The sequence below is a fragment of the Pandoraea sp. XJJ-1 genome (assembly GCF_026802345.1).
Lineage (GTDB): Bacteria > Pseudomonadota > Gammaproteobacteria > Burkholderiales > Burkholderiaceae > Pandoraea > Pandoraea cepalis.
Genome location: NZ_CP113827.1, coordinates 3,033,858 through 3,054,450, shown reverse-complemented (window position 1 = coordinate 3,054,450; position 20,593 = coordinate 3,033,858). Strand labels below are relative to the sequence as shown.

The window sequence follows — 20,593 nt, the reverse complement described above, 5'->3', positions numbered from 1 at the left end:
ATGTCCAACGGATTGCCGGTTTCGCGGCTGATCAACGTTTCGATCAACATGTCGCCGCTGGCTGCACAAGGCGCGAACCTGAACACCGCGCTGCTGCTCGGAGCATCGGCCGTCATCGACACCGGTGAGCGCATGCGCATCTATGAGGGCAGCGACATCATCACTGCCGTCGCAAACGACTTCGGGACGTCTGCCCCCGAGTACGAGGCAGCGGCGCTTTACTGCCAGCAGACGCCCCAGCCCGCGCAACTGTGCATCGGGCGCTGGGCGAAGACCGCAACGTCTGGCGTGTTGCGCGGTGGCGCGCTGTCGACCGCACAGCAGGCGATGACCAACTGGACGTCGGTCACGACGGGCGCATTCAAGATCCCGGTCGATGGCACGACGAAGACCGTGTCCGGCCTCGACTTTTCCGCGCAAACGAACCTCAATGGCGTGGCGACCGTCATCAACGGCTCGCTCACGGGGGCGACTTGCGTCTGGAACGGCTCGCAGTTCGTCGTCACATCGAATAGCACCGGGGCCACGTCGGCTATCGGTTACGCGATCGCGCCGGCAAGCGGTACCGACATTTCGGCGCAGCTTGCGCTGACGTCGAGCCTTGCCGGTACCCCGGCGCCTGGGATTGCGGCCGAGTCGCCGACCGATGCGGTGGCGATCTTCCTTGATCGCTTTGCGAACCAGTTTCTGGGGCTGGCGTTCGCCGACAGTGGCGTCACCGACGACCAGCACGTCGCGGTCGCCCAACTGATCGAAGCCGACCAGAAGCACCTATACGGGGCGACGACGCAGAATCCGCAAGCCCTCGATTCCACGGTTACCACCGATCTGGCAAGCCTTTTCAAGGCACTCAACCTCAAATACAGCTTCACGCAGTATTCGAGCGCGAGCCCGTATGCAGGTGTTTCGTTGCTCGGGCGCCTGTTGACCGTCGACTTCAACGCCAACAACACGACGATCACCCTGATGTACAAGCAGGAACCGGGGATCGTGGCCGAGTCGCTGACTACGACTCAAGCGAACGCCTTGCAGGCGAAAAACTGCAACGTGTTCGTGAAGTATTCGAACGACACGGCGATCGTGCAGACCGGCGTGACGCCGAGCGGAATTTTTATCGACTCGGTCTACAACTCGATCTGGTTCCAAAACCGGATCCAGACGGATGTCTACAACCTGCTTTACCAAAGCCTGACGAAGATCCCGCAGACCGATGCTGGTAACGCGTTGATCGCCGCGGTGATCGAGTCCGCATGCGCCGCAGCCGTGAACAATGGGTACCTGGCCCCAGGTGTGTGGAACTCGGGCGGGTTCGCTGCGCTGAAGCAGGGCGATACGCTCTCGAAGGGCTACTACATCTACACGCCCTCGATCGCCTCGCAGGCACAGTCCGACCGCGAGGCACGCAAGTCCGTGCCATTCCAGATCGCGGCGAAGGAAGCCGGCGCGATCCATTCCGTCGATATCCTCGTCAACGTCAACCGATAACAGGGGCAACAAATGCCGACCTATAGCTTTCAGGACGTCCAGGCCAACATCGTTGGCCCGGGCATCGCAACGTCGCTCGGTTCGGGCGATGCCGTGGCAGAAGAGGGCATCAGCATTGAGCCTGCCGGTGATAAAAACACCATGACGGTCGGTGCTGACGGCGAGGGCATGCACAGTCTGCACGCCGACAAATCGGGCAGCATCACCGTACGTCTTCTCAAGACCAGCCCGAAGAATGCAATTCTTCAGGCGGCCTACGACGCACAGACGCTGAGCAGTGCAGTTCATGGCAAGAACATCATCACCGTGTCCAACTCGGTAGCCGGCGACTTGCATACCGGCCGCGACTGTGCATTTGCTCGTAAGCCGCGCGTCGTGTACGACAAGGCGGGCGCGATGATGGAGTGGGTATTCCACAGCATCAAACTTGACGGCATCCTGGGGACGTACTGATGGCCGCTGACATCGAAATTCGTGGCATCAAATACCGCGTAGGCAAGTTGTCGGCCATGAAGCAATTGCACGTGTCGCGCAAGATCGCGCCGCTGATGCCCGCGATCTTGCCGATCATGCTGAAGTTGGCCGGAACAAAGAAGGACGCCACGGACGCAGCCGGATTGGACGATGGTGGGAAGCGTGCCGGTCTACTCGACGACATTGCGACGCTGCCGCAGGTGCTGCAGCCATTCGCCGACGGGCTTGCCAATCTTCCGGATGAGCACGCCGACTACGTGATCGGCGAGTGCCTGGCGGTCGTGCAGCGCTTCCAGGGGAATGCGTGGTTTTCCATCTGGGCATCGGCGGCAAAGCAACCGACCTATGACGACATCGACCTCGCAGTAATGATCGAGCTGTCGATCAAGGTGATTGTGGATAGTCTCGGCCCTTTTATTGCCGGGTGGCTTATCAGCCCCGCGAGTCACCCGCCTACGACGGCATAGACTGGGCTCGGCTGCCTGGCGGCGAAGACTGGCTATTGGCGCCGGTGCTCGCAGACATGTGCAAGTACGAATCGCTGCTCGACGGTGTACTCGGTCTGCACGACATCGCCCTCATGAACGACGCGCTGGCCGTGCGCAACGACAATCGTGCGCTGGCCGAGCGCCTGAGAGAGAAAGAGAATGGCTGAGCCGACCGTCATCCGGGAATTCCTCGTCGCCTTGGGGTACAAGGTCGATGAGAAGGGCCTCAAGGAATTCAAGGGCGGCGTCGAAGACGCGACGAAGAGCGTCGTACGCATGGTGGCCGTCATCGAGGGTGCAGCCCTGGCGATCGGTGCTGGCGTTGCTGCCTTCGCGTCGAAGCTCGAGAGCTTGTATTTCGTCTCTCAGCGAACCGGCGCGACCGTCACCAGCCTGAAGGCCGTCGAATTCTCGGCCAAGAATCTTGGCATTTCGGCCGAGACGGCGCGCGGCAGCGTCGAGTCGCTCGCGCGCTTCATGCGCAACAACCCGGCCGGCGAGAGCTACATCGCCAGTCTTGGCGTCCAGACCCGCAACGCCAACGGCGAGCTGCGCGATACGGTCGACATCATGGCCGACCTTGGCGGTGTACTCGCCAAGAAGCCGACTTATCTTGCCAGCCAGTACGGCAACCTTCTCGGCATCGATGAGAACCTGCTGCTCGCGATGCGCAGCGGCGAGTTCGCGAAGTACCTGCAGCAGTACCGCGAAATGGCCGCGAAGACCGGCTTCGACAAGGCGGCGGACGACTCACACAAGTTCATGGTCGCGCTGCGCGATCTGGGGGCTGTATGGGACAACTTCGCCGCGCGGCTCGAAAGCAGTCTTGTGCAGCGCCTTGGGCCGAAGCTAGCCGAGTTCCAGAAGTGGTTTGAGCGCAATGGGCCCGTAATTGAGCAGCGGGTCGGTGACATCGCTATGGCGGTTATTGCTGCCGCCGAGGCGATCGGACCGGTGCTCGGCAAAATCGTTGACATGTTCGTTGACCTGGACAAGTCGACGGACGGATGGTCGACGAAGATCCTCGGCGCCATCGTCATCTTTAAGGCTCTTGGCGGTTTCCAACTCATCGGTGGCATCTGGAAGATGGTCGCCGCACTGCGGGCCTTAGGCGGCGCAGCGACAGCAGCCGGCGCGGCGGCGGGAGCCGGTGGCGCTGCCGCTGGTGGCGGCATCGCAGCAGGCGTGGCCGGACTACTGAGCCGCTTCGCGCCGCTCGCGCGCATCGGCGGCGCAATCGGACTCATGTTCCATAGCGAGGGGCTGAATCAGGGGGAAGACAAGTACCTGGCCGAGCGTCGCAAGCTGGGCATGACGGTGACGAACCCTGACGGCACGACGTCCAACGTGGCACCGCCCGGTGGCGCCGCGCCCGGCCAAGACAAGTCGCTTCCGCGAGGGCTTCGCAATAACAACCCGGGCAACATCCGCTACGGCAGCTTCGCCAAATCGCAAGGGGCCGTCGGCAAGGATTCGGGCGGGTTCGCTGTGTTTCAGTCGGCCGAAGACGGGTTGCGAGCGCTGGGGGATCTGCTGCGCAGTTACGCGCGACGCGGTCTGAACACCGTGCGCGGCGTGATCAACCGCTGGGCGCCGCCGAGCGAGAACGACACGGGCGCCTATGTCGGCGCCGTGGCCAAGCGTCTCGGCGTTGGCGAAGACCAGGCATTGAACATGAACGACCCGAAGGTCATCGCGGGTCTGACCGCCGAGATCACTCGGCACGAGAACGGGCGTAACCCATATGCGCCCGAAGCAATCCTCGGCGCGGCTGGCGGCGGAACGCGCCAAATGAACGTCACACAGACCAACCAGACCAACATCACCGTCTCAGGTGGCAGCGATCCGCAGGCCACAGGCCGTGCGGTGCGCGATGAACAGGTTGGCGTTAATCAGCAACTCACTCGAAACTTGCAAGGGGCACTGTCGTGAGCATCCTCGACGTTTTCGACGTGATGACGATCATCCCCAAGACGCTGGGAACGATTCGCATCGGTGTGACGATCGAAGAGGTGTACACCGACGAGTTGCAGATCACCGAGCACCCGGTCGAGCAAGGGGCTCAGATCACCGACCATGCGTTCAAGCGCCAGCCGGACGTCGTGCTCAAGTGCGGATGGTCGAACGCAGACTACGCGGCGCTGCTCGGTTCCAGTGTCGTCCAGTTCGACAATTTCGGCAGCACAACGCAGTCTGGTTACATCGACGCGGTTTATTCGAAATTGCTCGAGCTGCAGGCTTCACGCATACCCTTCGACGCTGTGACGTCTCGCCGCAAGTACTCAAACGCCCTGTTGCAGGGCCTTCGCGTGGTGCACGACGCGAAGACGAGCGGTGCGCTGATGCTCACGGCGACGCTACGACAGATCCGCATCGTTCAGACCAAGGCGACAAAACTTCCGCCGCGGGATAGCCAGGCAGATCCGTCGCGCACCGCTGAAACGCAGAACACCGGCTCGAAACAGGCGGTGCCGGCCACGCCGGCGCCTGGCGGATCGGTCACACCGCAATGACATGGCCAATTTCTACGAAATCCCGCTCTCGCCCACGCCGCAGACCTTTCGCGTAACGCTTTCCGGTGTCGAGTACACCTTGACGGTGCAGTACCGCGCGGCCGGGGGCGCAGGCTGGATTCTGGACATCGCAGATGCCGCCGGTGCGCCGATCATTGGTGGCATCCCGCTAGTGACCGGTGCCGACCTGCTCGAGCAGTACGCATACCTTGGGCTAGGCGGCCGGATCTGGGTGCAGGGTGCTGACGATCCGGACAACGTGCCCACGTTCGACGACCTCGGGGTCGGCTCGCATGTTTTCTGGGTGACGGACTGATGACCGACCAATATCTTCGAAAGGCGTCTCTCATCATCGGCGAGAACGCTGGCGACGCGCTGGACCTGTCCGAGCTGCGCTTCTCGTTCGTGGTGAAGCGCGGCGATTTCCAGACGCCGAACTCGGCGCGTATCCGGGTCTACAACATGAACCCGGCCACGATGGCACGGGTGCAGAAGGAATTCAAACGAGTCGTGCTGCAGGCCGGGTATGAAGGGAACTACGGCCTGATCTTCGACGGTACGGTGGTGCAGACTCGTCGCGGGCGCACCAGCCAGGTCGACACCCACCTGGACATTACGGCGGCCGACGGCGACGCGGCGTACAACTTCGCTTATGTGAGCACCACGCTGGCCGCCGGCTCGACCGCGCAGGATCACTTCAATGTCGCGGCTCAGGCGATGGCGAAGCACGGCGTCGGGGTGGGGTACACGGCGGGGTTGCAGTCGAACCCTCTGCCGCGCGGCAAGGTGCTTTTCGGGATGGCGCGGGATGCTCTGGCATGCACGGCGAGAAATACCGAAACGACATGGTCGATCCAAGACGGCAAGCTGCAGGTGGTGCCAGAGTCTAGCTATATGCCGGCGGAAATAAGAGGGGTGAACGCTAACACAGGCATGATTGGCTTGCCGGTCCAGACACAGAACGGCGTGCAAGTACGCACACTGCTTAATCCCAACTACAAAATAGGGACGCTGATCCAACTCACGCCCAGTTCTGTGCAGCAGTTGGAATATGGGCTGGCTAATTCCGAGCAGCCACGGAATGCCTTCATCCAGACGACGAACCCGTTGAACGCGGACGGCTACTACTACGTGATGGTCGCAGAGCATCAGGGCGACACACGTGAGAACGATTGGTACACGGACCTGATCTGCATTTCAGCCGACCCGACGGTCATTCCCAGCGAAGAGATGCAGCGAAAATCGACGTTCGGCGCAGTCGGTCCCGTTCCCGGTTCCGTCAAGACCAACGGTTAGCGAACGCCCGGGAATCTCTTGCGGAATTCGTTCAGCGACGCAGACGGCTCGATAACGGTCGCTTCACCTGACGCACTGATGGTCGCGCGAGCCATGTTGCCGGTGGACGACGGCGTGACGTTGCCATACCGATCGACGATTATCACTGAGTCGGGGTCACCGGAGAGCGTCTTTCCCCAGCAACCCTGATTCGTGCGTCCGCCGCCGGAGATATCTGCGCGGCGCATGTCGCTCGCGTGGACGACAGGAAGGCCGCATTTCTCTTTCGTGTACAGCACGTAAATGAGCTTCTCGCTCGGGACGACGTCGCCAACCTGATTCTGTCCGGGAGGGAACACGTAGGCCTCTTTCGCTCCTGCAGTGGCCGAAGTCACAGCAAGCATCAAGAAAATCAGCTTCTTCACCTGAATCCCCCTTATGAATCGACAAGAGCGCGTTGGCGACCCCAACCAGACGTTGCTGCTCGCCCTTCGAAGCGTTCTGTCTGACGTATGGACCGCGTTGCCCGGCATCATTCAGTCGTTCGACCCTGTAGCCATGACCTGCACGGTGCAGCCGGCGATAAAGATGCGCGCCCGAGGTCCCGACGGCTCGGTCACGTCCATCCCGCTACCGCTGCTGGTCGACTGCCCAGTTCAGTTTCCCGCAGGTGGAAATTGTACTCTAACCTTCCCGGTCGCCCCGGGCGACGAGTGCCTGGTGGTGCTCGCCTCGCGCTGCATTGACGGCTGGTGGCAGTCTGGCGGCGTGCAGGAGCAGGTCGAACCGCGCATGCACGATCTGTCCGATGGCTTCGTTTTACTGGGCACGCGCTCGCGGCCGCGCGCGTTATCAGGCGTGAGCACGGCATCAGCCCAGCTTCGCAGTGACGACGGCGCAACGTTTATCGATCTCAACCCGTCGACCCAGAAGGTGAAGATCGTCGCGCCTGGCGGCCTCGACGTCGTCACGCCGCTGGCCTCGTTCTCGCAGGCGGTGACCATCACGGGGCTGCTGACGTTCATCGGCGGCATGGTGGGCAGCGCGGCGAGCGGGGCAGCGGCCGTGTTCAACGGCATCCTCAATGTCATCGGCCAGATCACGGCAAATGGCAAGCGTGTCGACGACACCCACACGCACAACGGTGTGCAGCCTGGCTCCGGCAATTCCGGCACTGTGAACTGACCATGCGATACAGAAAAGAAGACGCCGACGGCGATTATGTCCTCGGCGGGACCGCTGCATTCCTGGTGGATTCGCCCGAGGCAGTCGCCCAAGCCGTCGGCACGCGCCTGCAGTTGATCCAGGGTGAATGGTTTCTCGACACGACGGCCGGCATGCCGTGGGAGCAAGTTCTCGGCAAGAACACGCAGGGCACCGCCGACAGCGCCATCCGGCAATGCATTCTCGGCACGCAGGGCGTCGTCGAGATCACCGAGTACTCGAGCAGCCTTGACGAAGACACGCGCGCGCTCGCGGTGGTAGCGACCATCACCACAATCTACGGCACCACCACAGTACAGGTAACGCTGTGACCATCACGACGACCGCACCGACCATCGACGCCACCGGCATTCATGCACCGACTTTTGCCGATGTGCTCGACTTCCTTCAGACGCAATACCGGGCGATCTACGGCGCCGATACCTACCTCGAACCCGACAGCAAGGACGGCCAGTTTCTCGCGGTTATCGCGTCGGCGATCAATGACGCCAACAGTGTGGCCATCGCGGTGTACAACTGCTTCAGCCCGGCGACGGCGCAGGGCGCGGCGCTCTCGAGCAACGTGAAGATCAACGGCATCGCTCGCCATGCTTCCTCGTACTCGACCGCAGACGTGCTTCTCGTCGGGCAGGCAGGCACGACGATCACCAACGGACTGGTGCAGGACGCGAACCGGATCAACTGGGCGCTCCCGGTAACGGTCACGATTCCGCCGTCCGGGCAGATCACTGTCACCGCCACATGTACCCAGATCGGTGCGATCGAGGCCACCGCGGGGACGATTATCACAATCATGACGCCGACGCGCGGCTGGCAAACGGTCAACAATCCCTCGGACGCGGCGCCCGGCGCGCCGGTTGAACTGGATCCCGCCCTGAAGGCTCGACAAGCGACTTCTACCGCCATTCCATCGCTTACGGTATTCGAAGGAACGGTGGGGGCCGTGGCCAATGTGCCCGGGGTGACCCGGTATAGAGGCTACGAAAACGACACCGACGTCACGGACGCCAACGGCCTTCCGCCACACACAATTGCGCTCGTAGTTGAAGGGGGGGATGCGAACGCGATCGCTCTGGCCATCGCTGCAAAGAAGGGGCCCGGCGGGGGAACCGACGGCACAACGTCAATCACTGTCACAGACATCTACGGGCGTCCGATCGTCATTCGCTTCTACCGGCCAACCGACCAAGCCGTGACGGCGGCAGTAACTTTCAAGGCGTTGACCGGCTACACGACTGCTATCGGGCAAAGCGCCCAGCAGGCAATCTCGGACTATGTGAATTCGGTTGCAATCGGCGGCGGCCTTGCCGGTGCTGTCGAGTGGGACGAATGCGTTGCGGCGGCGAAATCTGTGAACGGCGCAAACACATTCAAGATCGTGTCGCTGTCTCTGTCGGGGCCGGCTGGTGCCGGTAGTCCCGACGTTCCCCTCGCGTTCAACCAGGCGGCGACGTGTACGCCCGCGAGCATCACCATGACACCGGTTTGATATGGCCGACATCACCGATTACACGGGCAAGATCACAGCCGAGCACGCGGACAAGCCGAGATACATGGCGATGGTCGCGGCAGTGGCGCAATGCTTCGTCGACGCGCAGAACGGCGTCGCGGCCATGCCTTCCGCATTCGACCTGGACGATGCGGTAGGTGTCCAGCTCGACGCCGTAGGTCTGTGGGTGGGCGTGAAGCGGAACGTCGCCACGCCATTGACTGGCGTGTATTTCTCGTTTGACACAGTCGGGCCAGGATTCGACCAGGGCGTGTGGAAGGGGCCGTTCGATCCCGATACGGGCATCACGTCCCTCGACGACGACACATATCGCCTGTTGATGCGAGCGCGGATCGGTGCCAACCACTGGGACGGCACGCTTGCTGGCTCGAAAGCGATTCTTGCCCAGATATTTGGCGGCGATACGCACGTTTTCATCCAGGACAACCAGGACATGTCGATCACGGTCGGCATATCCGGGAAGGTGCCTTCCGCACTTTTTCTCGCTCTGCTGTCAGGCGGCTATGTGCCCATCAAGCCCCAGGCCGTGCGCGTGAACTACTACCTCGTCACGTCCAACGATGGCACGCCCGTCTTCGGTTTCGATATGGCAAACGATCTTGTCGCCGGTTTCGACACTGGCGCGTGGGCTCGCGCCCTGTAAAACCCTCACGTCAACTCAGACAAATTCATGGCAACCACGAATGATTTCCTGCCCTTCGCGGTAGGGGCAAGTGCGAACGTGCTTTCGCAGAGCGATTACGCGGCCCTCACCGCGCTCGCGAGCGGTTTCCAAGCTGGGACTGCCGTCTCAGCGCAGCTCAACAAGGTGTGGCGCCAGTCGAGCATCATGTCGGCAGTGCTCGCTCAGTTCATCGTGAGCAATAGCGGACAGTCCGCGGTGGATGATGGCACGACGCCGACCCTGCTCGCCAATCTGACGGGCGCCATCCAATCCCTGACTCGACAGCAGGTCGTGCTCGCTGACGCGGGGGCAGCTAACGCGTACACGGCGGTCAATTCGCCGGTGCTCACGGCATTGCCGTCGGCGACCGGCCTTGTCCAGCGCGTGTCCATCGCGAACGCGAATACCGGCGCGTCGACGTATGCCCCCGACGGGCTGGTGGCAAAGCCGATCCTCGGCATGGGCCTTGCGGCGTTACAGGGTGGCGAACTTCCCGCGAAAGGGATCGCGACCCTGTTGTATGTCGTCGCGTCCAACGTGAATTCCGGCAACGGCGCATGGGTGCTGATCGAGTGCACCGGCGGTGCCCAGCAAATCGCACCCGCGACTCAGCCGCAGCATGCGGCGCAGCTCGCGCAACTGCCCGCAAAATCGCAGAGTCTTTCCGCGTCGGTCGCCGCCAATGCGCTGACGGTGAACTTTACGCCGCTTGGCGTTATGCAATTTCCTGCCGCGTCGCTCACAAGCGGCGTGCCGGTGCCGCTTTCTGCTGCCGAGATTGGCAACCTATCGCTGGTAGTCCCCAGTGGTGCGACGCTTGGCGCGACGTCGGGGCAGTCTGCAACACTCGTTTTTCTGCTCGCCTATAACGGCGGCATTCCGGTACTTTGCGTAACAAACCTTGCTGGCGGGCTGGTTCTTGATGAAACCAACCTGATAAGCCCCACGACGATCAGCGCAGGGGCGACTTCGGCGGGCGTGATTTATTCGGCGTCAGCAGTGAGTGCCAATAGCCCGTATCTCGTCGTCGGCATGATGCAAATCACCGAGGCGACAGCGGGCGTCTATGCGACGGGACACACGCTGCTCCGCCCTACTGGTGGTCAAGTCCTTGCCGCGCTTTCGAGCTTCGGGTATGGGGCCAAGTGGCAGAGTTTTCTCGGTAGTCGAGGCTTCGGTACGACTTATTACAACATTTCCGCCAAGGGGCGAATGGTGTTTGTCGAGGTCACGAACTCCGTGCCTGTCGATGTGACGATTAACGCTTATCCGCCGGGTGGCTCTGCCATCCCGGTTGGGTATGGGCGCGATAACACGACAACTGGCGGTCAGCAGACCGGGGCGGCAGGCTTCGTTCCGCCCGGATGGAGCTATACCGTCAACTCCTCCAGCTCGCCCACTATCGCGGCATGGAGCGAACTGCAATAAGGATACCAAGATGCCCTATTTTCAAGACACGAGCGGCCGACTTCACTTTCTGAGCGAAGACGATATTGCGAACGGAGGGGAGTCTTTTCTCCCCTCCGGATGTACTTCGATCACCGATGCGGAAGCCGAAGCAATCGAAAATCCCCCGCTCACACTGAGCGAGTCACGGAAGCTGCAGGACGCCATGATCGACGCGGCCTACGTGGTAGCGGCGCAGATGGATGTCTCTTACTCGACCGCCGCCGGTGTGACCAAAACGTATCAGGCTGACTGTGGCGGATCGACGGGCCTTGACAGCCAAAGCGTGCTACTCAAAGCGGTGACCGGATACGACCTGGCCGCCGCGGTGCCGTCCGGCTTTACCTGGAAGTCTGCCGACAACACGCTGGTCGCCTTCACGCTCGACGACCTGAAGGGGCTGTACGCGGCCATGCTCGAGCAGGGCCGTGTTGCATTTGCCAAGCGCGCCGCGCTGAAGGCAGAAATCGCGGCTGCCACGACGATCGAAGGCGTTCAGGCCATCACCTGGGGTTGATGCGTTGGCGGTCATCTAAACAGATGAAAGAGCGACACTTGCCGCAGTCGCCAGTGAGCAGATTCGACAGAACATCCAAGCCGCCTTCGGGCGGCTTTTTCATTTCCGGGGACTAATGGAACCGAGCGAAATCATGGACATGCCCGAGGAAGATTTTCGGCGCCACGTTGTTCTGCGCATGAGCGCGCAGGACATGGCCATCGCTGAGAACACGGCGTTGACGCAGCAGGTTGCGGGCGACACGGCATTCATCCGCAGTGCCTGGGCGGACGGCATCGTCGCTGTGCGCATTGGTTGCCGTCTGGCTGCCGCTTGGCGCTTTCTCATGCGCAGTGTGTTTCTGCCGTTCGTAGCGCCGTTCGGCGCGCTCTACGGCATTTGGTACTACAGGCATTTTCACGAATTCCCGGACTGGCTTAGCGCCACGTTCAAATTTGTTATGGCGGTGCTATGAGTCCGGAAGATTTCATCTCGACGATCGCGCCGGCAGCCCAGGCCTGCATGCGGCGCACTAAAATTCCCGCTAGTTTCACGATTGCCCAAGGCGCACTGGAATCGGGCTGGGGGGCGTCGAAGCTCGCGACAGCAGCCTTCAACCTGTTCGGCGTCAAAGCCGATCGCGCATGGAAGGGGCCGACGGTCATCATGCCGACCGCCGAGGTCATTGCGGGCAAGCGGATAACGGTGTCGGCACAGTGGCGCCGCTATTCGGGCTGGCAAGCATGCATCGACGATCACGCCGCGTTTCTGATGGGCAACCCCCGGTACCGGGCGGCATTCGATTTTGCCGACGGCATTCGGTTCGCTGGCGCGATCGCGGCTGCCGGATATGCCACGGACCCGGACTACGCCCGAAAGCTGACTGCCACCATTCAGGCGCGCAAGCTGGATCGGTTCGATGTGATCGGAGGCGCTGCCAAGCTTGGTTAAGCGCCGCGAGCAAGAGCGATCGCTCTGCCTCATGTAACCGCCGCCTTCGGGCGGCTTATTCGTTTACGGAGTTCATATGGAGCGATGCAGCCACGGGTTGCCGCTTGAAAATCCATGCCAAGCGTGCACCGCCGATGGCTTGGCGAAGGTCGCAGGTGAGCACCTCGTCAAGGAAACCATCGTCGAGGTTGAGTACTACCCCGATCACAGCGCGCCGCGCAACGAATCGGCGACGTTCCGCCACACCAAGGCGGCCGGACATAAAGCAGGGCTGCGGTGCGCGATCAGCGGCCAGCCTGACCCCGAATATCACCACTTGTTCTGTGAGTGGGCCGACGCGGACGCGGTTGACTGGGAGACGGTGCGTGGGATCGCCCTCGGCGAAATCACTGAACTACCGGTGCTCGATCGGGTGACGGATGCGCCGACCGGCGAGACGTTCCCGGCCAGCGAATCACTCATCTGGCTGATCTGCAAACTGGCTGCGCTGCGCGGATTCGACTGGAAGGCATTCGATCCGGCCAAGCCGGACATGTTTGTTGACTCGATGCAGAACATGCTGCCGGTCGCCGTCAAGTTCCATCGATCACCGACGCACGGCATCCACCACCGAAGTTTTCCCACCTATGTGTTCCAGGCGTACCCCCGCAAGTTGGGGTTCGTATTCACGCCAGACGAAGTGCCTCACCAACCAACCTGAAAGGAATGTCATGAACATCAAGCAAAAAATTGCGGTGTATCTCGGCCTCGTGCTGCTGTTGATCGCGGTCCTGGCGCTGTGGGGCGTGTTCGCCTACAACGGCAAGACCGACGTCGGCGCGTTCATTGCGCAGATCGGCGGTCTGGTGACCATCATTATCGCAGCAATCAGTGCGGTGGGCGGCTTCCACTCGGCGCAGTCGGGCAGCTCGGCACTTCTTACGGGCGTCTCGCTTTTGCCGCCGAACGATACGGCGGCTGTTCCGTCGTCCGGTACCAACGCTGCCCAAGAACCCGTGACGCCGCCGGTTGGCGCCCCACAGTGATCCGCGCCGCGCTCGCGTGCGCCGCCTGCCTGGCGTTGTCGGCCTGCGTCGGCACTGCCCGGTATGAGGTGCGGCCGTTCTATGACTCGACCGGTCGGCTGATCTGCTGCGCGGCGTCCGTCTCGAGCAGCAAGGACGTCGGCACCGTCACCGTACGCGTCAGCAACACCCCCGACGGCTTCAGCCTCGACTTCGGCGAGACCGGCGTTTCTGCGAGCGCGCCGATCACCGCCGGCGGCGGCATCGCATCCAGCATCTCGGCCGCAGTCACCAGTGCGGCGGCTGCCGCCGTCAAGTTCACCACCCCGTAAGGAATCCACCATGAAGCGTTTTGCCATTCTGGCCGCGTGCGCGGCCATGCTTTCGTTCGTCCTCGCGGCCTGTTCCACGACCGGCCAGTCCGTACCGACGCCGGCGCAGGTCGCCGCCCGCGTGTGCCCGCCTGTCGAAGTGGCGATCGCATCGCTGCAGCAGGTCAACGGCATGAGCGACACGGCGCTGCACGCGCTTTCCAACGCGCAGCCTGTCGTGAATGCGGTGTGTGCGTCGGGCTCGACGGTCGACTCCGTCAACCTGCAGACGCTTGCCAGCGCGGGCCTTCCCGCGATCATCACCGTGGCGAAGGCGTCGCCGCTTTCCGCGCAGGATCAGGACCGCATCGTGCTGGGCGTGACGACCGCGCAGATTCTGTTGACTGCGGCGATCGCGGCGTGGCCGCAGGATGTGCCAACGGCTGCAACGGCTCCGGCGGCGAAATGAGCCGGTTCCTGACGCGCCTGGTCATCGAGAACGCCACCGGTTGCGATGATGGCCGGTGGCGGCTCGCGGCAGCGCTGGTGTATCAATCCGACGTTGCCGACGAAGTTTTCATCGTGCCGCGCGGATTCATCACCGACCTAGCGTCGGTGCCCAGGCTGCCGGTCGTGTATTGGCTGACAGGAGGGACATCGAACGAGGCGGCCGTCGTGCATGACTGGCTTTACACGACTCAACCGGTGCTGCGGACGGTAGCCGACAAAGTGCTGCGCGAAGCGTCAGCGGTCACGTGTGTGCCTGCGTGGCGCCGGTGGCTCATGTACTGGGGCGTTCGGATCGGTGGCGGCTCGCATTGGGGCGCTGCGCTTAAAGCAGAATATTAGATGTCATCTAATATCAAGATGATCTAAGTCACGACACGCTGCCCATGAAAAAACCCGCACAGCCAATGACTGTGCGGGTTCTATTCTGGTCGGGGCGAGAGGATTTGAACCTCCGACCACCTGCACCCCATGCAGGTACGCTACCAGGCTGCGCTACGCCCCGTGAGAAATGCGTCGTCTAGATGCATTGCTCGAAAGAAGGCGAGTATAGCAGAGCTTCGCTCGGGAAAGAAAGAGGACGTGCGTGTCGTACGCATATTTTTTTGCATCCGGCACGCGCAGCGCGACGTCTACCGTTGGCGAAACCCCATGATGGTTATCCCGAATGTTGCATTCGGAGGGCCACACGATAATGGAATTCTGCCTAATCCTGCCCTTGGGGGCTCGGAGACAAGCGATGCCGCAAATCCTGGGATTCGAGGCCGCGCGCGACCTGCTGCTCGCCCAGCGCGCCCACTACGACGTGGCGTACCGTGATTTCCGTTGGCCCGTCCTCTCGCATTTCAATTGGGCGCTGGATTTCTTCGACCCCCAAGCCCAGGGCAACGACCGTCCGGCCCTCTGGGTCGTCGAAGAAGACGGACGCGAGGCACGGCTGTCATTTGCCGAAATGTCGCGGCGCTCCAATCGCGTCGCCAATTTCCTGCGAGCGCAAGGCGTGTCGCGCGGTGACCGCGTGTTGCTCATGCTACCCAATCAGGTCGAACTCTGGGACCTCATGCTCGCCTGCATGAAACTCGGCGCCGTCATGATTCCCGCGACAACGCTGCTCGCCGCCGGCGACCTTGCCGACCGGCTCGAACGGGGCCGTGTGCGTCACGTCGTCACCACCGCACGCGATGCCGTCAAGTTCGCCGCCTTGCCCGGCGACTATCGGCGCATCGCCGTTGGCGCCAACCCGCCCGAAGGATGGACGCCCCTCGCGCCCGCCTATCAAGCCTCAGACCACTTCACCCCCGACGGTGCCACGCTCGCGACCGATCCATTGCTGCTCTACTTCACGTCCGGGACCACGTCGCGCCCGAAGCTCGTGCTTCACACGCACCAGAGCTATCCGGTCGGCCATCTCGCCACGATGTACTGGCTTGGCCTGCAACCCGGCGATATCCACTGGAACATCAGCTCGCCAGGCTGGGCGAAACACGCGTGGAGCTGCTTTTTCGCGCCGTGGAACGCGGGCGCCACCATCTTCGTCTACAACTTCTCGCGCTTCGATGCGCGTGCCGCGCTCGAGACGGCCACGCGTTGCGGCGTCACGACGTTGTGCGCGCCGCCCACCGTCTGGCGCATGATGATTCAGGAAGATCTCACTCGCCATGCGGTGAAATTCCGTGAACTGATCGGCGCGGGCGAGCCGCTCAATCCCGAAGTGATCGACCAGGTCAAACGCGCCTGGCACATCACGATTCGCGACGGCTATGGTCAGACCGAAACCTGTTGCCAGATCGGCAACTCTCCGGGGCAGCCCGTCAAGGCGGGGTCGATGGGGCGCCCCATGCCGGGTTATCGCGTCGTACTGCTCGATCATGACGGCGCCGAAGCCGACGAAGGCGAAATCGCGCTCGTGTTGTCGTCACGCCCGACGGGTTTGATGCAAGGCTACGAGGACGACAGCGAGAAGACCGCCGACGCCATGCGCGAGGGCTACTACCACACGGGCGACGTGGCGATGCGCGACGAGCACGGCTACTTCACGTACATCGGACGCGCGGACGATGTCTTCAAGGCGTCCGACTATCGCATCAGCCCGTTCGAGCTCGAAAGCGAACTCATCAAGCACCCGGCCGTCGCCGAAGCTGGCGTGGTGCCGAGTCCCGATCCGGTGCGGCTTGCCGTTCCGAAGGCCTTCATCACGCTGCGCACCGGTTTTCACGCCGACGAAAAGCTCGCCCTCGACATCCTGCGTTTCTGCCGCGATCACCTCGCCCCCTACAAACGCATCCGACGCATCGAGTTCTGCGATCTGCCGAAGACCATTTCCGGAAAGATTCGCCGCGTCGAATTGCGGCGTACGGAAGCGGGGCGCAATCTGGAAAGCCGCCGCGAGATGGAATTCTGGGACGTCGATTTCAACGACCTCAAGTGATGCCGCGTGGCCCCGGCCTGCATGACCCCGCCAGGGCCCCCGCCGAGCGTTGCGCTCAGCGCAGGTGCTGAATCACCAGTTCGGCACCGAGCATGGCGAGACCCACGAAGAAGCACCGGCGGAAGACGGGCGCACTGACGCGCCCTCGCACCCACTGCCCGAAGTACATGCCGCCCAGTGCGGGCGCCAACGCCAGCAGCGACACGCCGATCGCATGGCCGTGGAAGATGCCGTCGCGTGCCAGCCCGGCGGCGAGCGCCACGGTCGACACGGTAAACGACAGGCCGAGCGCCTGCACGAGATCGTCGCGCTCGAGATCAAGCGCCTGGAGGAACGGCACCGCGGGAATGACGAACACCCCGGTCGCCGCCGTGACCAGTCCGGTCACCACACCCATGCCCGCGCCGAGCGCGCTCACGCGCGCGGCGGACCAACGCTTGGGCACATGCAGCCGCACCGCCGCCAGCCCCAATGCCGCATAAACGAGAAGCGCGATGCCCAGCGCCATGCCCGCAACGTTGCCGCCGTTGGCCAGCCATCCGCCACCGGCCCATGTGCCGACGCAGATGCCGACCAGCATCGGCCACAGACGCCTGGCCAGCGCGGCAAAGCGCGGCCCCGCCAGCAATTGCCAGACATTCGTCACGAGCGACGGCACGATCAGGAGCGCCGCGGCCTGCGCCGTCGGCATCGCCAATCCGAGCAGCCCCACGGCCACCGTGGGCAGGCCCAGCCCGATCACGCCTTTGACGAAGCCCGCGAGCACAAAGGTGGCAAGCCCCAGGAGGAGTAGGGGGATGAGGTCGGTGAGGTGTTGAGTATTCATCATGGCGTCAGTATCGATGTGCCATGCTGGAACGCCAATGCGGCATTCGCGCAGGCGGGCTCAGGCAGGCGCTGAGGCTGCGATGTCGGGCCGAGGTGGCGTCCGGCGCGCTTTGGCGTTTTCAGTTATGCTCAGGCCAAATTCACGCCGTGCCAAAGCATCGCGCCAGTCCAGAGGGATGGAAGTTGGAAAAACAGAATCGTCAACACGAACACACCGCACACACCGGGCCGCATGCCGCTCACGCGCCGCTTGATCGGCGCCTGGCGCTCATCATGCAGCCCGATCATCTCGCGCTGCTCGGCGAAGGTCTGTCGGGCATCGAACGGGAAACCCTGCGCGTCGAAGACAACGGCGCGCTCGCGCTGACGCCGCATCCGCGTGCGCTCGGCTCGGCACTGACCAACGAAGAGATCACCACCGATTATTCGGAATCGCTGCTCGAGTTCATCACGCCGCCGCAGCGCGATGCGGCCGACGTCATCGCCCGCCTGGACGAAATTCATCAGTTCGCCTACCGCAAGCTCGGCACGGAATTGCTATGGAGCGATTCGATGCCGCCCGCGCTGCCGCCGGAAGCAGTGATTCCGATCGCCGACTACGGCACGTCGCACATCGGCAAGCTCAAGCATGTCTATCGCCGCGGCCTCGCGCTGCGCTATGGCAAGCCGATGCAGTGCATCGCAGGCATTCACTACAATTTTTCGCTGGCCGAACCGTTGTGGACATTGTTGCGCGAGCACGAGGGCGCAACGCAGTCCGCACGCGATTATCAGTCGGCGCGCTATGTCGCGCTCATCCGCAATTTTCGTCGCTACAGCTGGCTGCTGATGTACCTGTTCGGTGCGTCGCCGGTGCTGCACGCCGAATTCCTGCGCGGACGCGAGCACGGCCTCGATGCCTTCGACGAAGGCACGCTCGGGCTGCCCTATGCGACCAGCTTGCGCATGAGCGATCTGGGCTACCAGAACAGCGCGCAGTCCGAAGTCTCGCCCTGTTACGACTGCCTGCCCAGCTATATCGACGCGCTTACGCAAGCCGTCAGCCAGCCGCATCCCGCCTACGAGGCGCTCGGCACGCAGCGCGATGGCGAATGGATTCAGCTCTCGACCAATCTCCTGCAAATCGAGAACGAGTTCTACGCCACGATTCGCCCGAAGCGGGTGACGTATAGCGGCGAGCGCCCGGTGCAGGCGCTCGCGCGTCGCGGGGTCCAATACGTGGAAGTCCGCTGTATCGACATCGATCCCTTCCAGCCGGTCGGTATCGACGTCGACACGGCGCGCTTCATCGACGCCTTCCTGCTGTTCTGCGCGCTGGAAGACAGCCCGTCGTGTTCGGACGCCGAGAACCGCGAGAATCGCGATAACTTCGCTCACGTGGTCAAGGAAGGCCGGAAACCGGGGCTCGTGCTGCATCGCGGTGGCGAAGCGATCACGCTGTTCGATTGGGCCGAGACATTGCTCGATCGCATCGACCGGACGGCGGCCGCATTCGACCTGCAGCGTGGCGGAGCGCATTACGCGCATACGATGGCGCTGCAACGTGCCAAGGTGCAGGACGTGTCGCTTACGCCGTCCGCCCGTGTGATGATCGCGCTCGAACCACTGCGCGGCACGACGGGGGGTGCGTTCCAGGCGTTCGCGCTCGCGCAGAGCCAGCGTCATGCGCAGACGCTGCGCGACATGCCGCTCGATGCGCGCGTTGTCGAGCACTTCGAAACACTGGCCCGGAAGTCGCTCGACGCCCAAGCCGAACTGGAGCGCACGCAGGTCGGCGACTTCGATGCATTCGTCGCCGATTACCTGGCAGGCACGCTAGGGGCTGCCACCGCCTGACGGACAGTCCGCAGCGCAGGTACACGAAAAAGCGCCTCATGCGAGGCGCTTTTTTCATGGATGACGCGAATGACGCGAGCGGTGCCTGTCAGCCCAATACCCCGAGCTGCCACGTAAAAAAGACGGCCAGCCCGACGCCGATGGTGAGCAACTGGTGACGCGTCGCGGCGCAGACGGCGATGGCCACGAGGGCCGCGACGAGTTGCGGATTACGCCACGTCAGCTCGAGACCGTTGCCATGCGGCGCCAGCGTCATCGGCACAATGATTGCCGTGAGTACCGTCACAGGGACGAACGACAACGCCTCGCGCAGCCACTCGGGAAACCGCACGCGGTCGCCCAGCAGGAAGATCCCGGCCTTGACGGCAAACGTGACGGCGGCCATGCCGCCAATCGCCACGACATAATTCATTGCGCACCCCCGCGACGCTTCGCGTGCAGCGCCAGCATGCCCGACGCAATGCCGAGTGCCACGGCCACCAGCAAGCCGAGCTTGTAAGGCAAGCCATGACACAGGAACGCGGCCACCCCGGCGACAATTGTCGCGATGGCCCACGGCATGCGGGCCATCTGCGGCACGATGATCGCGATGAACGTAGCGACCATCGCGAAGTCGAGGCCCAGCGTTTGCAGACGCGGAAACGCGGCGCCGAACAGCAACCCGGCAAGCGTCCACACTTGCCAATTCATGTACATCGACAGACCTGAGCCCAGGAAGTACCAGTGGCCCATCGGATCGTCGGGGTGGCGATGGAAATGGCTACTTGTCACCGCGAACGTCTCGTCCGTCAGCAGGAATCCCAGCAGGGCACGCCACCGCAAATTCAGATGCCCCACATGCGGCAACAGGTTGGCCGCATACAGCATGTGCCGCAGATTCACGATCAGCGTCGTTGCCCACAGCACGAGATAGCCCACGCCCGTCGCAAAAAGGCCGGCAGCAATGAACTGACTGGATCCAGCGAAAACGGTGAGCGACATGAGCTGGCCGTGCCACGTCGCCAGCGGTGTGGTCGCCACCAGGGCACCGAAGATCAGGCCGAACGGGGCCGCGCCAACGATCATCGGCAGGGTGTCACGGGCACCTGCGGCAAAACTAGCCGCACGGGTCGGAGCCAGCATGGAGGCGCTTTCCTGAAGGTAAAGAGTTGAA

27 protein-coding genes and 1 tRNA gene are annotated in these 20,593 nt (G+C 62.7%); 23 read left to right on the top strand and 5 right to left on the bottom strand.

Annotation, left to right across the window (positions count from 1 at the left end; all coding sequences use genetic code 11):
* From OYT13_RS13840 to OYT13_RS13805, 8 genes are read left to right on the top strand one after another with little or no spacing between them, the layout of a single operon-like run.
* Complete coding sequence (locus OYT13_RS13840; protein ID WP_268566407.1) at window positions 1-1,485, top strand: DUF3383 domain-containing protein; 1,485 nt, start codon at window positions 1-3, stop codon at window positions 1,483-1,485.
* 12 nt (window positions 1,486-1,497) lie between these two features.
* Entirely contained in the window at window positions 1,498-1,938 is a 441-nt protein-coding gene (locus OYT13_RS13835) for a phage structural protein (protein ID WP_268566406.1), read from the top strand.
* A complete protein-coding gene (locus tag OYT13_RS13830) occupies window positions 1,938-2,426 on the top strand; it encodes a phage tail assembly chaperone (RefSeq protein ID WP_268566405.1) in 489 nt (162 codons plus the stop codon). The genes OYT13_RS13835 and OYT13_RS13830 overlap by 1 nt, the downstream gene beginning before the upstream one ends.
* 56 nt (window positions 2,427-2,482) lie before the next feature.
* Window positions 2,483-2,614, top strand: a complete 132-nt coding sequence (locus OYT13_RS13825; RefSeq protein WP_268566404.1) for a DUF6889 family protein — start codon at window positions 2,483-2,485, stop codon at window positions 2,612-2,614.
* Window positions 2,607-4,379: a hypothetical protein gene (locus OYT13_RS13820; protein ID WP_268566403.1), complete on the top strand. Its 1,773-nt coding sequence runs from the start codon at window positions 2,607-2,609 to the stop codon at window positions 4,377-4,379. Before OYT13_RS13825 ends, OYT13_RS13820 begins: the two co-directional genes overlap by 8 nt.
* Window positions 4,380-4,402: 23 nt before the next feature.
* The gene (locus OYT13_RS13815; protein WP_268567883.1) at window positions 4,403-4,960 is read left to right on the top strand and encodes a phage baseplate protein; all 558 of its coding nucleotides are present in this window, start codon (window positions 4,403-4,405) and stop codon (window positions 4,958-4,960) included.
* A gap of 1 nt (window position 4,961) precedes the next feature.
* Window positions 4,962-5,276, top strand: coding sequence for a phage baseplate plug family protein (locus tag OYT13_RS13810; RefSeq protein ID WP_268566402.1), 315 nt, complete (start codon window positions 4,962-4,964; stop codon window positions 5,274-5,276).
* Window positions 5,276-6,256, top strand: coding sequence for a phage protein (locus tag OYT13_RS13805; protein ID WP_268566401.1), 981 nt, complete (start codon window positions 5,276-5,278; stop codon window positions 6,254-6,256). The genes OYT13_RS13810 and OYT13_RS13805 overlap by 1 nt, the downstream gene beginning before the upstream one ends.
* On the opposite strand, the gene OYT13_RS13800 is transcribed toward OYT13_RS13805, so the two are convergent.
* Complete coding sequence (locus OYT13_RS13800; RefSeq protein WP_268566400.1) at window positions 6,253-6,660, bottom strand: hypothetical protein; 408 nt, start codon at window positions 6,658-6,660, stop codon at window positions 6,253-6,255. The genes OYT13_RS13805 and OYT13_RS13800 overlap by 4 nt on opposite strands.
* Window positions 6,661-6,673: 13 nt before the next feature.
* Between OYT13_RS13800 and OYT13_RS13795 the strand changes: the two genes are divergently transcribed.
* The 13 genes from OYT13_RS13795 (at window position 6,674) to OYT13_RS13735 (ending at window position 14,690) form a co-directional block, all read left to right on the top strand.
* Entirely contained in the window at window positions 6,674-7,420 is a 747-nt protein-coding gene (locus tag OYT13_RS13795) for a Gp138 family membrane-puncturing spike protein (RefSeq protein ID WP_268566399.1), read from the top strand.
* Between the two features lie 2 nt (window positions 7,421-7,422).
* Complete coding sequence (locus OYT13_RS13790) at window positions 7,423-7,770, top strand: hypothetical protein (protein ID WP_268566398.1); 348 nt, start codon at window positions 7,423-7,425, stop codon at window positions 7,768-7,770.
* The gene (locus OYT13_RS13785) at window positions 7,767-8,948 is read left to right on the top strand and encodes a baseplate J/gp47 family protein (protein ID WP_268566397.1); all 1,182 of its coding nucleotides are present in this window, start codon (window positions 7,767-7,769) and stop codon (window positions 8,946-8,948) included. The genes OYT13_RS13790 and OYT13_RS13785 overlap by 4 nt, the downstream gene beginning before the upstream one ends.
* A 1-nt stretch (window position 8,949) precedes the next feature.
* A complete protein-coding gene (locus tag OYT13_RS13780) occupies window positions 8,950-9,612 on the top strand; it encodes a DUF2612 domain-containing protein (RefSeq protein WP_268566396.1) in 663 nt (220 codons plus the stop codon).
* A 27-nt stretch (window positions 9,613-9,639) separates the two neighbouring features.
* Window positions 9,640-11,061 (top strand): hypothetical protein, encoded by a 1,422-nt coding sequence (locus tag OYT13_RS13775; RefSeq protein WP_268566395.1) that lies wholly within the window; start codon window positions 9,640-9,642, stop codon window positions 11,059-11,061.
* Window positions 11,062-11,071: 10 nt separating this feature from the next.
* Entirely contained in the window at window positions 11,072-11,596 is a 525-nt protein-coding gene (locus tag OYT13_RS13770) for a DUF4376 domain-containing protein (protein WP_268566394.1), read from the top strand.
* A gap of 133 nt (window positions 11,597-11,729) precedes the next feature.
* The gene (locus OYT13_RS13765) at window positions 11,730-12,050 is read left to right on the top strand and encodes a hypothetical protein (RefSeq protein ID WP_268566393.1); all 321 of its coding nucleotides are present in this window, start codon (window positions 11,730-11,732) and stop codon (window positions 12,048-12,050) included.
* The gene (locus OYT13_RS13760) at window positions 12,047-12,526 is read left to right on the top strand and encodes a glycoside hydrolase family 73 protein (RefSeq protein WP_268566392.1); all 480 of its coding nucleotides are present in this window, start codon (window positions 12,047-12,049) and stop codon (window positions 12,524-12,526) included. The genes OYT13_RS13765 and OYT13_RS13760 overlap by 4 nt, the downstream gene beginning before the upstream one ends.
* A gap of 76 nt (window positions 12,527-12,602) precedes the next feature.
* The gene (locus OYT13_RS13755) at window positions 12,603-13,226 is read left to right on the top strand and encodes a hypothetical protein (protein WP_268566391.1); all 624 of its coding nucleotides are present in this window, start codon (window positions 12,603-12,605) and stop codon (window positions 13,224-13,226) included.
* A gap of 10 nt (window positions 13,227-13,236) precedes the next feature.
* The gene (locus tag OYT13_RS13750; protein ID WP_268566390.1) at window positions 13,237-13,551 is read left to right on the top strand and encodes a hypothetical protein; all 315 of its coding nucleotides are present in this window, start codon (window positions 13,237-13,239) and stop codon (window positions 13,549-13,551) included.
* The gene (locus tag OYT13_RS13745) at window positions 13,548-13,862 is read left to right on the top strand and encodes a hypothetical protein (RefSeq protein WP_268566389.1); all 315 of its coding nucleotides are present in this window, start codon (window positions 13,548-13,550) and stop codon (window positions 13,860-13,862) included. Before OYT13_RS13750 ends, OYT13_RS13745 begins: the two co-directional genes overlap by 4 nt.
* Window positions 13,863-13,872: 10 nt before the next feature.
* A complete protein-coding gene (locus OYT13_RS13740) occupies window positions 13,873-14,310 on the top strand; it encodes a hypothetical protein (RefSeq protein WP_268566388.1) in 438 nt (145 codons plus the stop codon).
* The gene (locus OYT13_RS13735) at window positions 14,307-14,690 is read left to right on the top strand and encodes a DUF1353 domain-containing protein (protein WP_268566387.1); all 384 of its coding nucleotides are present in this window, start codon (window positions 14,307-14,309) and stop codon (window positions 14,688-14,690) included. The genes OYT13_RS13740 and OYT13_RS13735 overlap by 4 nt, the downstream gene beginning before the upstream one ends.
* Window positions 14,691-14,776: 86 nt before the next feature.
* Here the strand turns inward: OYT13_RS13735 and OYT13_RS13730 are convergent.
* Window positions 14,777-14,853 (bottom strand) — tRNA-Pro (locus OYT13_RS13730).
* A 234-nt stretch (window positions 14,854-15,087) separates the two neighbouring features.
* Between OYT13_RS13730 and OYT13_RS13725 the strand changes: the two genes are divergently transcribed.
* The gene (locus tag OYT13_RS13725) at window positions 15,088-16,776 is read left to right on the top strand and encodes an AMP-binding protein (protein ID WP_268566386.1); all 1,689 of its coding nucleotides are present in this window, start codon (window positions 15,088-15,090) and stop codon (window positions 16,774-16,776) included.
* 55 nt (window positions 16,777-16,831) lie between these two features.
* Here the strand turns inward: OYT13_RS13725 and OYT13_RS13720 are convergent, their stop codons facing one another.
* Window positions 16,832-17,605, bottom strand: a complete 774-nt coding sequence (locus OYT13_RS13720) for a sulfite exporter TauE/SafE family protein (protein ID WP_261938438.1) — start codon at window positions 17,603-17,605, stop codon at window positions 16,832-16,834.
* Window positions 17,606-17,877: 272 nt separating this feature from the next.
* On the opposite strand from OYT13_RS13720, the gene gshA reads away from it, so the two are divergent.
* A complete protein-coding gene (gshA, locus tag OYT13_RS13715) occupies window positions 17,878-19,440 on the top strand; it encodes a glutamate--cysteine ligase (RefSeq protein ID WP_051060130.1) in 1,563 nt (520 codons plus the stop codon).
* A gap of 88 nt (window positions 19,441-19,528) precedes the next feature.
* On the opposite strand, the gene OYT13_RS13710 is transcribed toward gshA, so the two are convergent.
* Entirely contained in the window at window positions 19,529-19,852 is a 324-nt protein-coding gene (locus OYT13_RS13710) for an AzlD domain-containing protein (RefSeq protein ID WP_017233361.1), read from the bottom strand.
* Entirely contained in the window at window positions 19,849-20,562 is a 714-nt protein-coding gene (locus tag OYT13_RS13705) for an AzlC family ABC transporter permease (protein WP_017233362.1), read from the bottom strand. The genes OYT13_RS13710 and OYT13_RS13705 overlap by 4 nt, the downstream gene beginning before the upstream one ends.
* Window positions 20,563-20,593: the final 31 nt, after the last annotated feature.

Excerpts from the sequence above, each read along its gene's own strand:
- OYT13_RS13840 (WP_268566407.1), top strand. The coding sequence starts at position 1 with ATGTCCAACGGATTGCCGGTTTCGCGGCTGATCAACGTTTCGATCAAC.
- OYT13_RS13835 (WP_268566406.1), top strand. The coding sequence starts at position 1,498 with ATGCCGACCTATAGCTTTCAGGACGTCCAGGCCAACATCGTTGGCCCG.
- OYT13_RS13830 (WP_268566405.1), top strand. The coding sequence starts at position 1,938 with ATGGCCGCTGACATCGAAATTCGTGGCATCAAATACCGCGTAGGCAAG.
- OYT13_RS13825 (WP_268566404.1), top strand. The coding sequence starts at position 2,483 with ATGTGCAAGTACGAATCGCTGCTCGACGGTGTACTCGGTCTGCACGAC.
- OYT13_RS13820 (WP_268566403.1), top strand. The coding sequence starts at position 2,607 with ATGGCTGAGCCGACCGTCATCCGGGAATTCCTCGTCGCCTTGGGGTAC.
- OYT13_RS13815 (WP_268567883.1), top strand. The coding sequence starts at position 4,403 with ATGACGATCATCCCCAAGACGCTGGGAACGATTCGCATCGGTGTGACG.
- OYT13_RS13810 (WP_268566402.1), top strand. The coding sequence starts at position 4,962 with ATGGCCAATTTCTACGAAATCCCGCTCTCGCCCACGCCGCAGACCTTT.
- OYT13_RS13805 (WP_268566401.1), top strand. The coding sequence starts at position 5,276 with ATGACCGACCAATATCTTCGAAAGGCGTCTCTCATCATCGGCGAGAAC.
- OYT13_RS13795 (WP_268566399.1), top strand. The coding sequence starts at position 6,674 with ATGAATCGACAAGAGCGCGTTGGCGACCCCAACCAGACGTTGCTGCTC.
- OYT13_RS13790 (WP_268566398.1), top strand. The coding sequence starts at position 7,423 with ATGCGATACAGAAAAGAAGACGCCGACGGCGATTATGTCCTCGGCGGG.
- OYT13_RS13780 (WP_268566396.1), top strand. The coding sequence starts at position 8,950 with ATGGCCGACATCACCGATTACACGGGCAAGATCACAGCCGAGCACGCG.
- OYT13_RS13775 (WP_268566395.1), top strand. The coding sequence starts at position 9,640 with ATGGCAACCACGAATGATTTCCTGCCCTTCGCGGTAGGGGCAAGTGCG.
- OYT13_RS13770 (WP_268566394.1), top strand. The coding sequence starts at position 11,072 with ATGCCCTATTTTCAAGACACGAGCGGCCGACTTCACTTTCTGAGCGAA.
- OYT13_RS13765 (WP_268566393.1), top strand. The coding sequence starts at position 11,730 with ATGGACATGCCCGAGGAAGATTTTCGGCGCCACGTTGTTCTGCGCATG.
- OYT13_RS13760 (WP_268566392.1), top strand. The coding sequence starts at position 12,047 with ATGAGTCCGGAAGATTTCATCTCGACGATCGCGCCGGCAGCCCAGGCC.
- OYT13_RS13755 (WP_268566391.1), top strand. The coding sequence starts at position 12,603 with ATGGAGCGATGCAGCCACGGGTTGCCGCTTGAAAATCCATGCCAAGCG.
- OYT13_RS13750 (WP_268566390.1), top strand. The coding sequence starts at position 13,237 with ATGAACATCAAGCAAAAAATTGCGGTGTATCTCGGCCTCGTGCTGCTG.
- OYT13_RS13740 (WP_268566388.1), top strand. The coding sequence starts at position 13,873 with ATGAAGCGTTTTGCCATTCTGGCCGCGTGCGCGGCCATGCTTTCGTTC.
- OYT13_RS13735 (WP_268566387.1), top strand. The coding sequence starts at position 14,307 with ATGAGCCGGTTCCTGACGCGCCTGGTCATCGAGAACGCCACCGGTTGC.
- OYT13_RS13725 (WP_268566386.1), top strand. The coding sequence starts at position 15,088 with ATGCCGCAAATCCTGGGATTCGAGGCCGCGCGCGACCTGCTGCTCGCC.
- OYT13_RS13720 (WP_261938438.1), bottom strand. The coding sequence starts at position 17,605 with ATGATGAATACTCAACACCTCACCGACCTCATCCCCCTACTCCTCCTG.
- gshA (WP_051060130.1), top strand. The coding sequence starts at position 17,878 with ATGCAGCCCGATCATCTCGCGCTGCTCGGCGAAGGTCTGTCGGGCATC.
- OYT13_RS13710 (WP_017233361.1), bottom strand. The coding sequence starts at position 19,852 with ATGAATTATGTCGTGGCGATTGGCGGCATGGCCGCCGTCACGTTTGCC.
- OYT13_RS13705 (WP_017233362.1), bottom strand. The coding sequence starts at position 20,562 with ATGCTGGCTCCGACCCGTGCGGCTAGTTTTGCCGCAGGTGCCCGTGAC.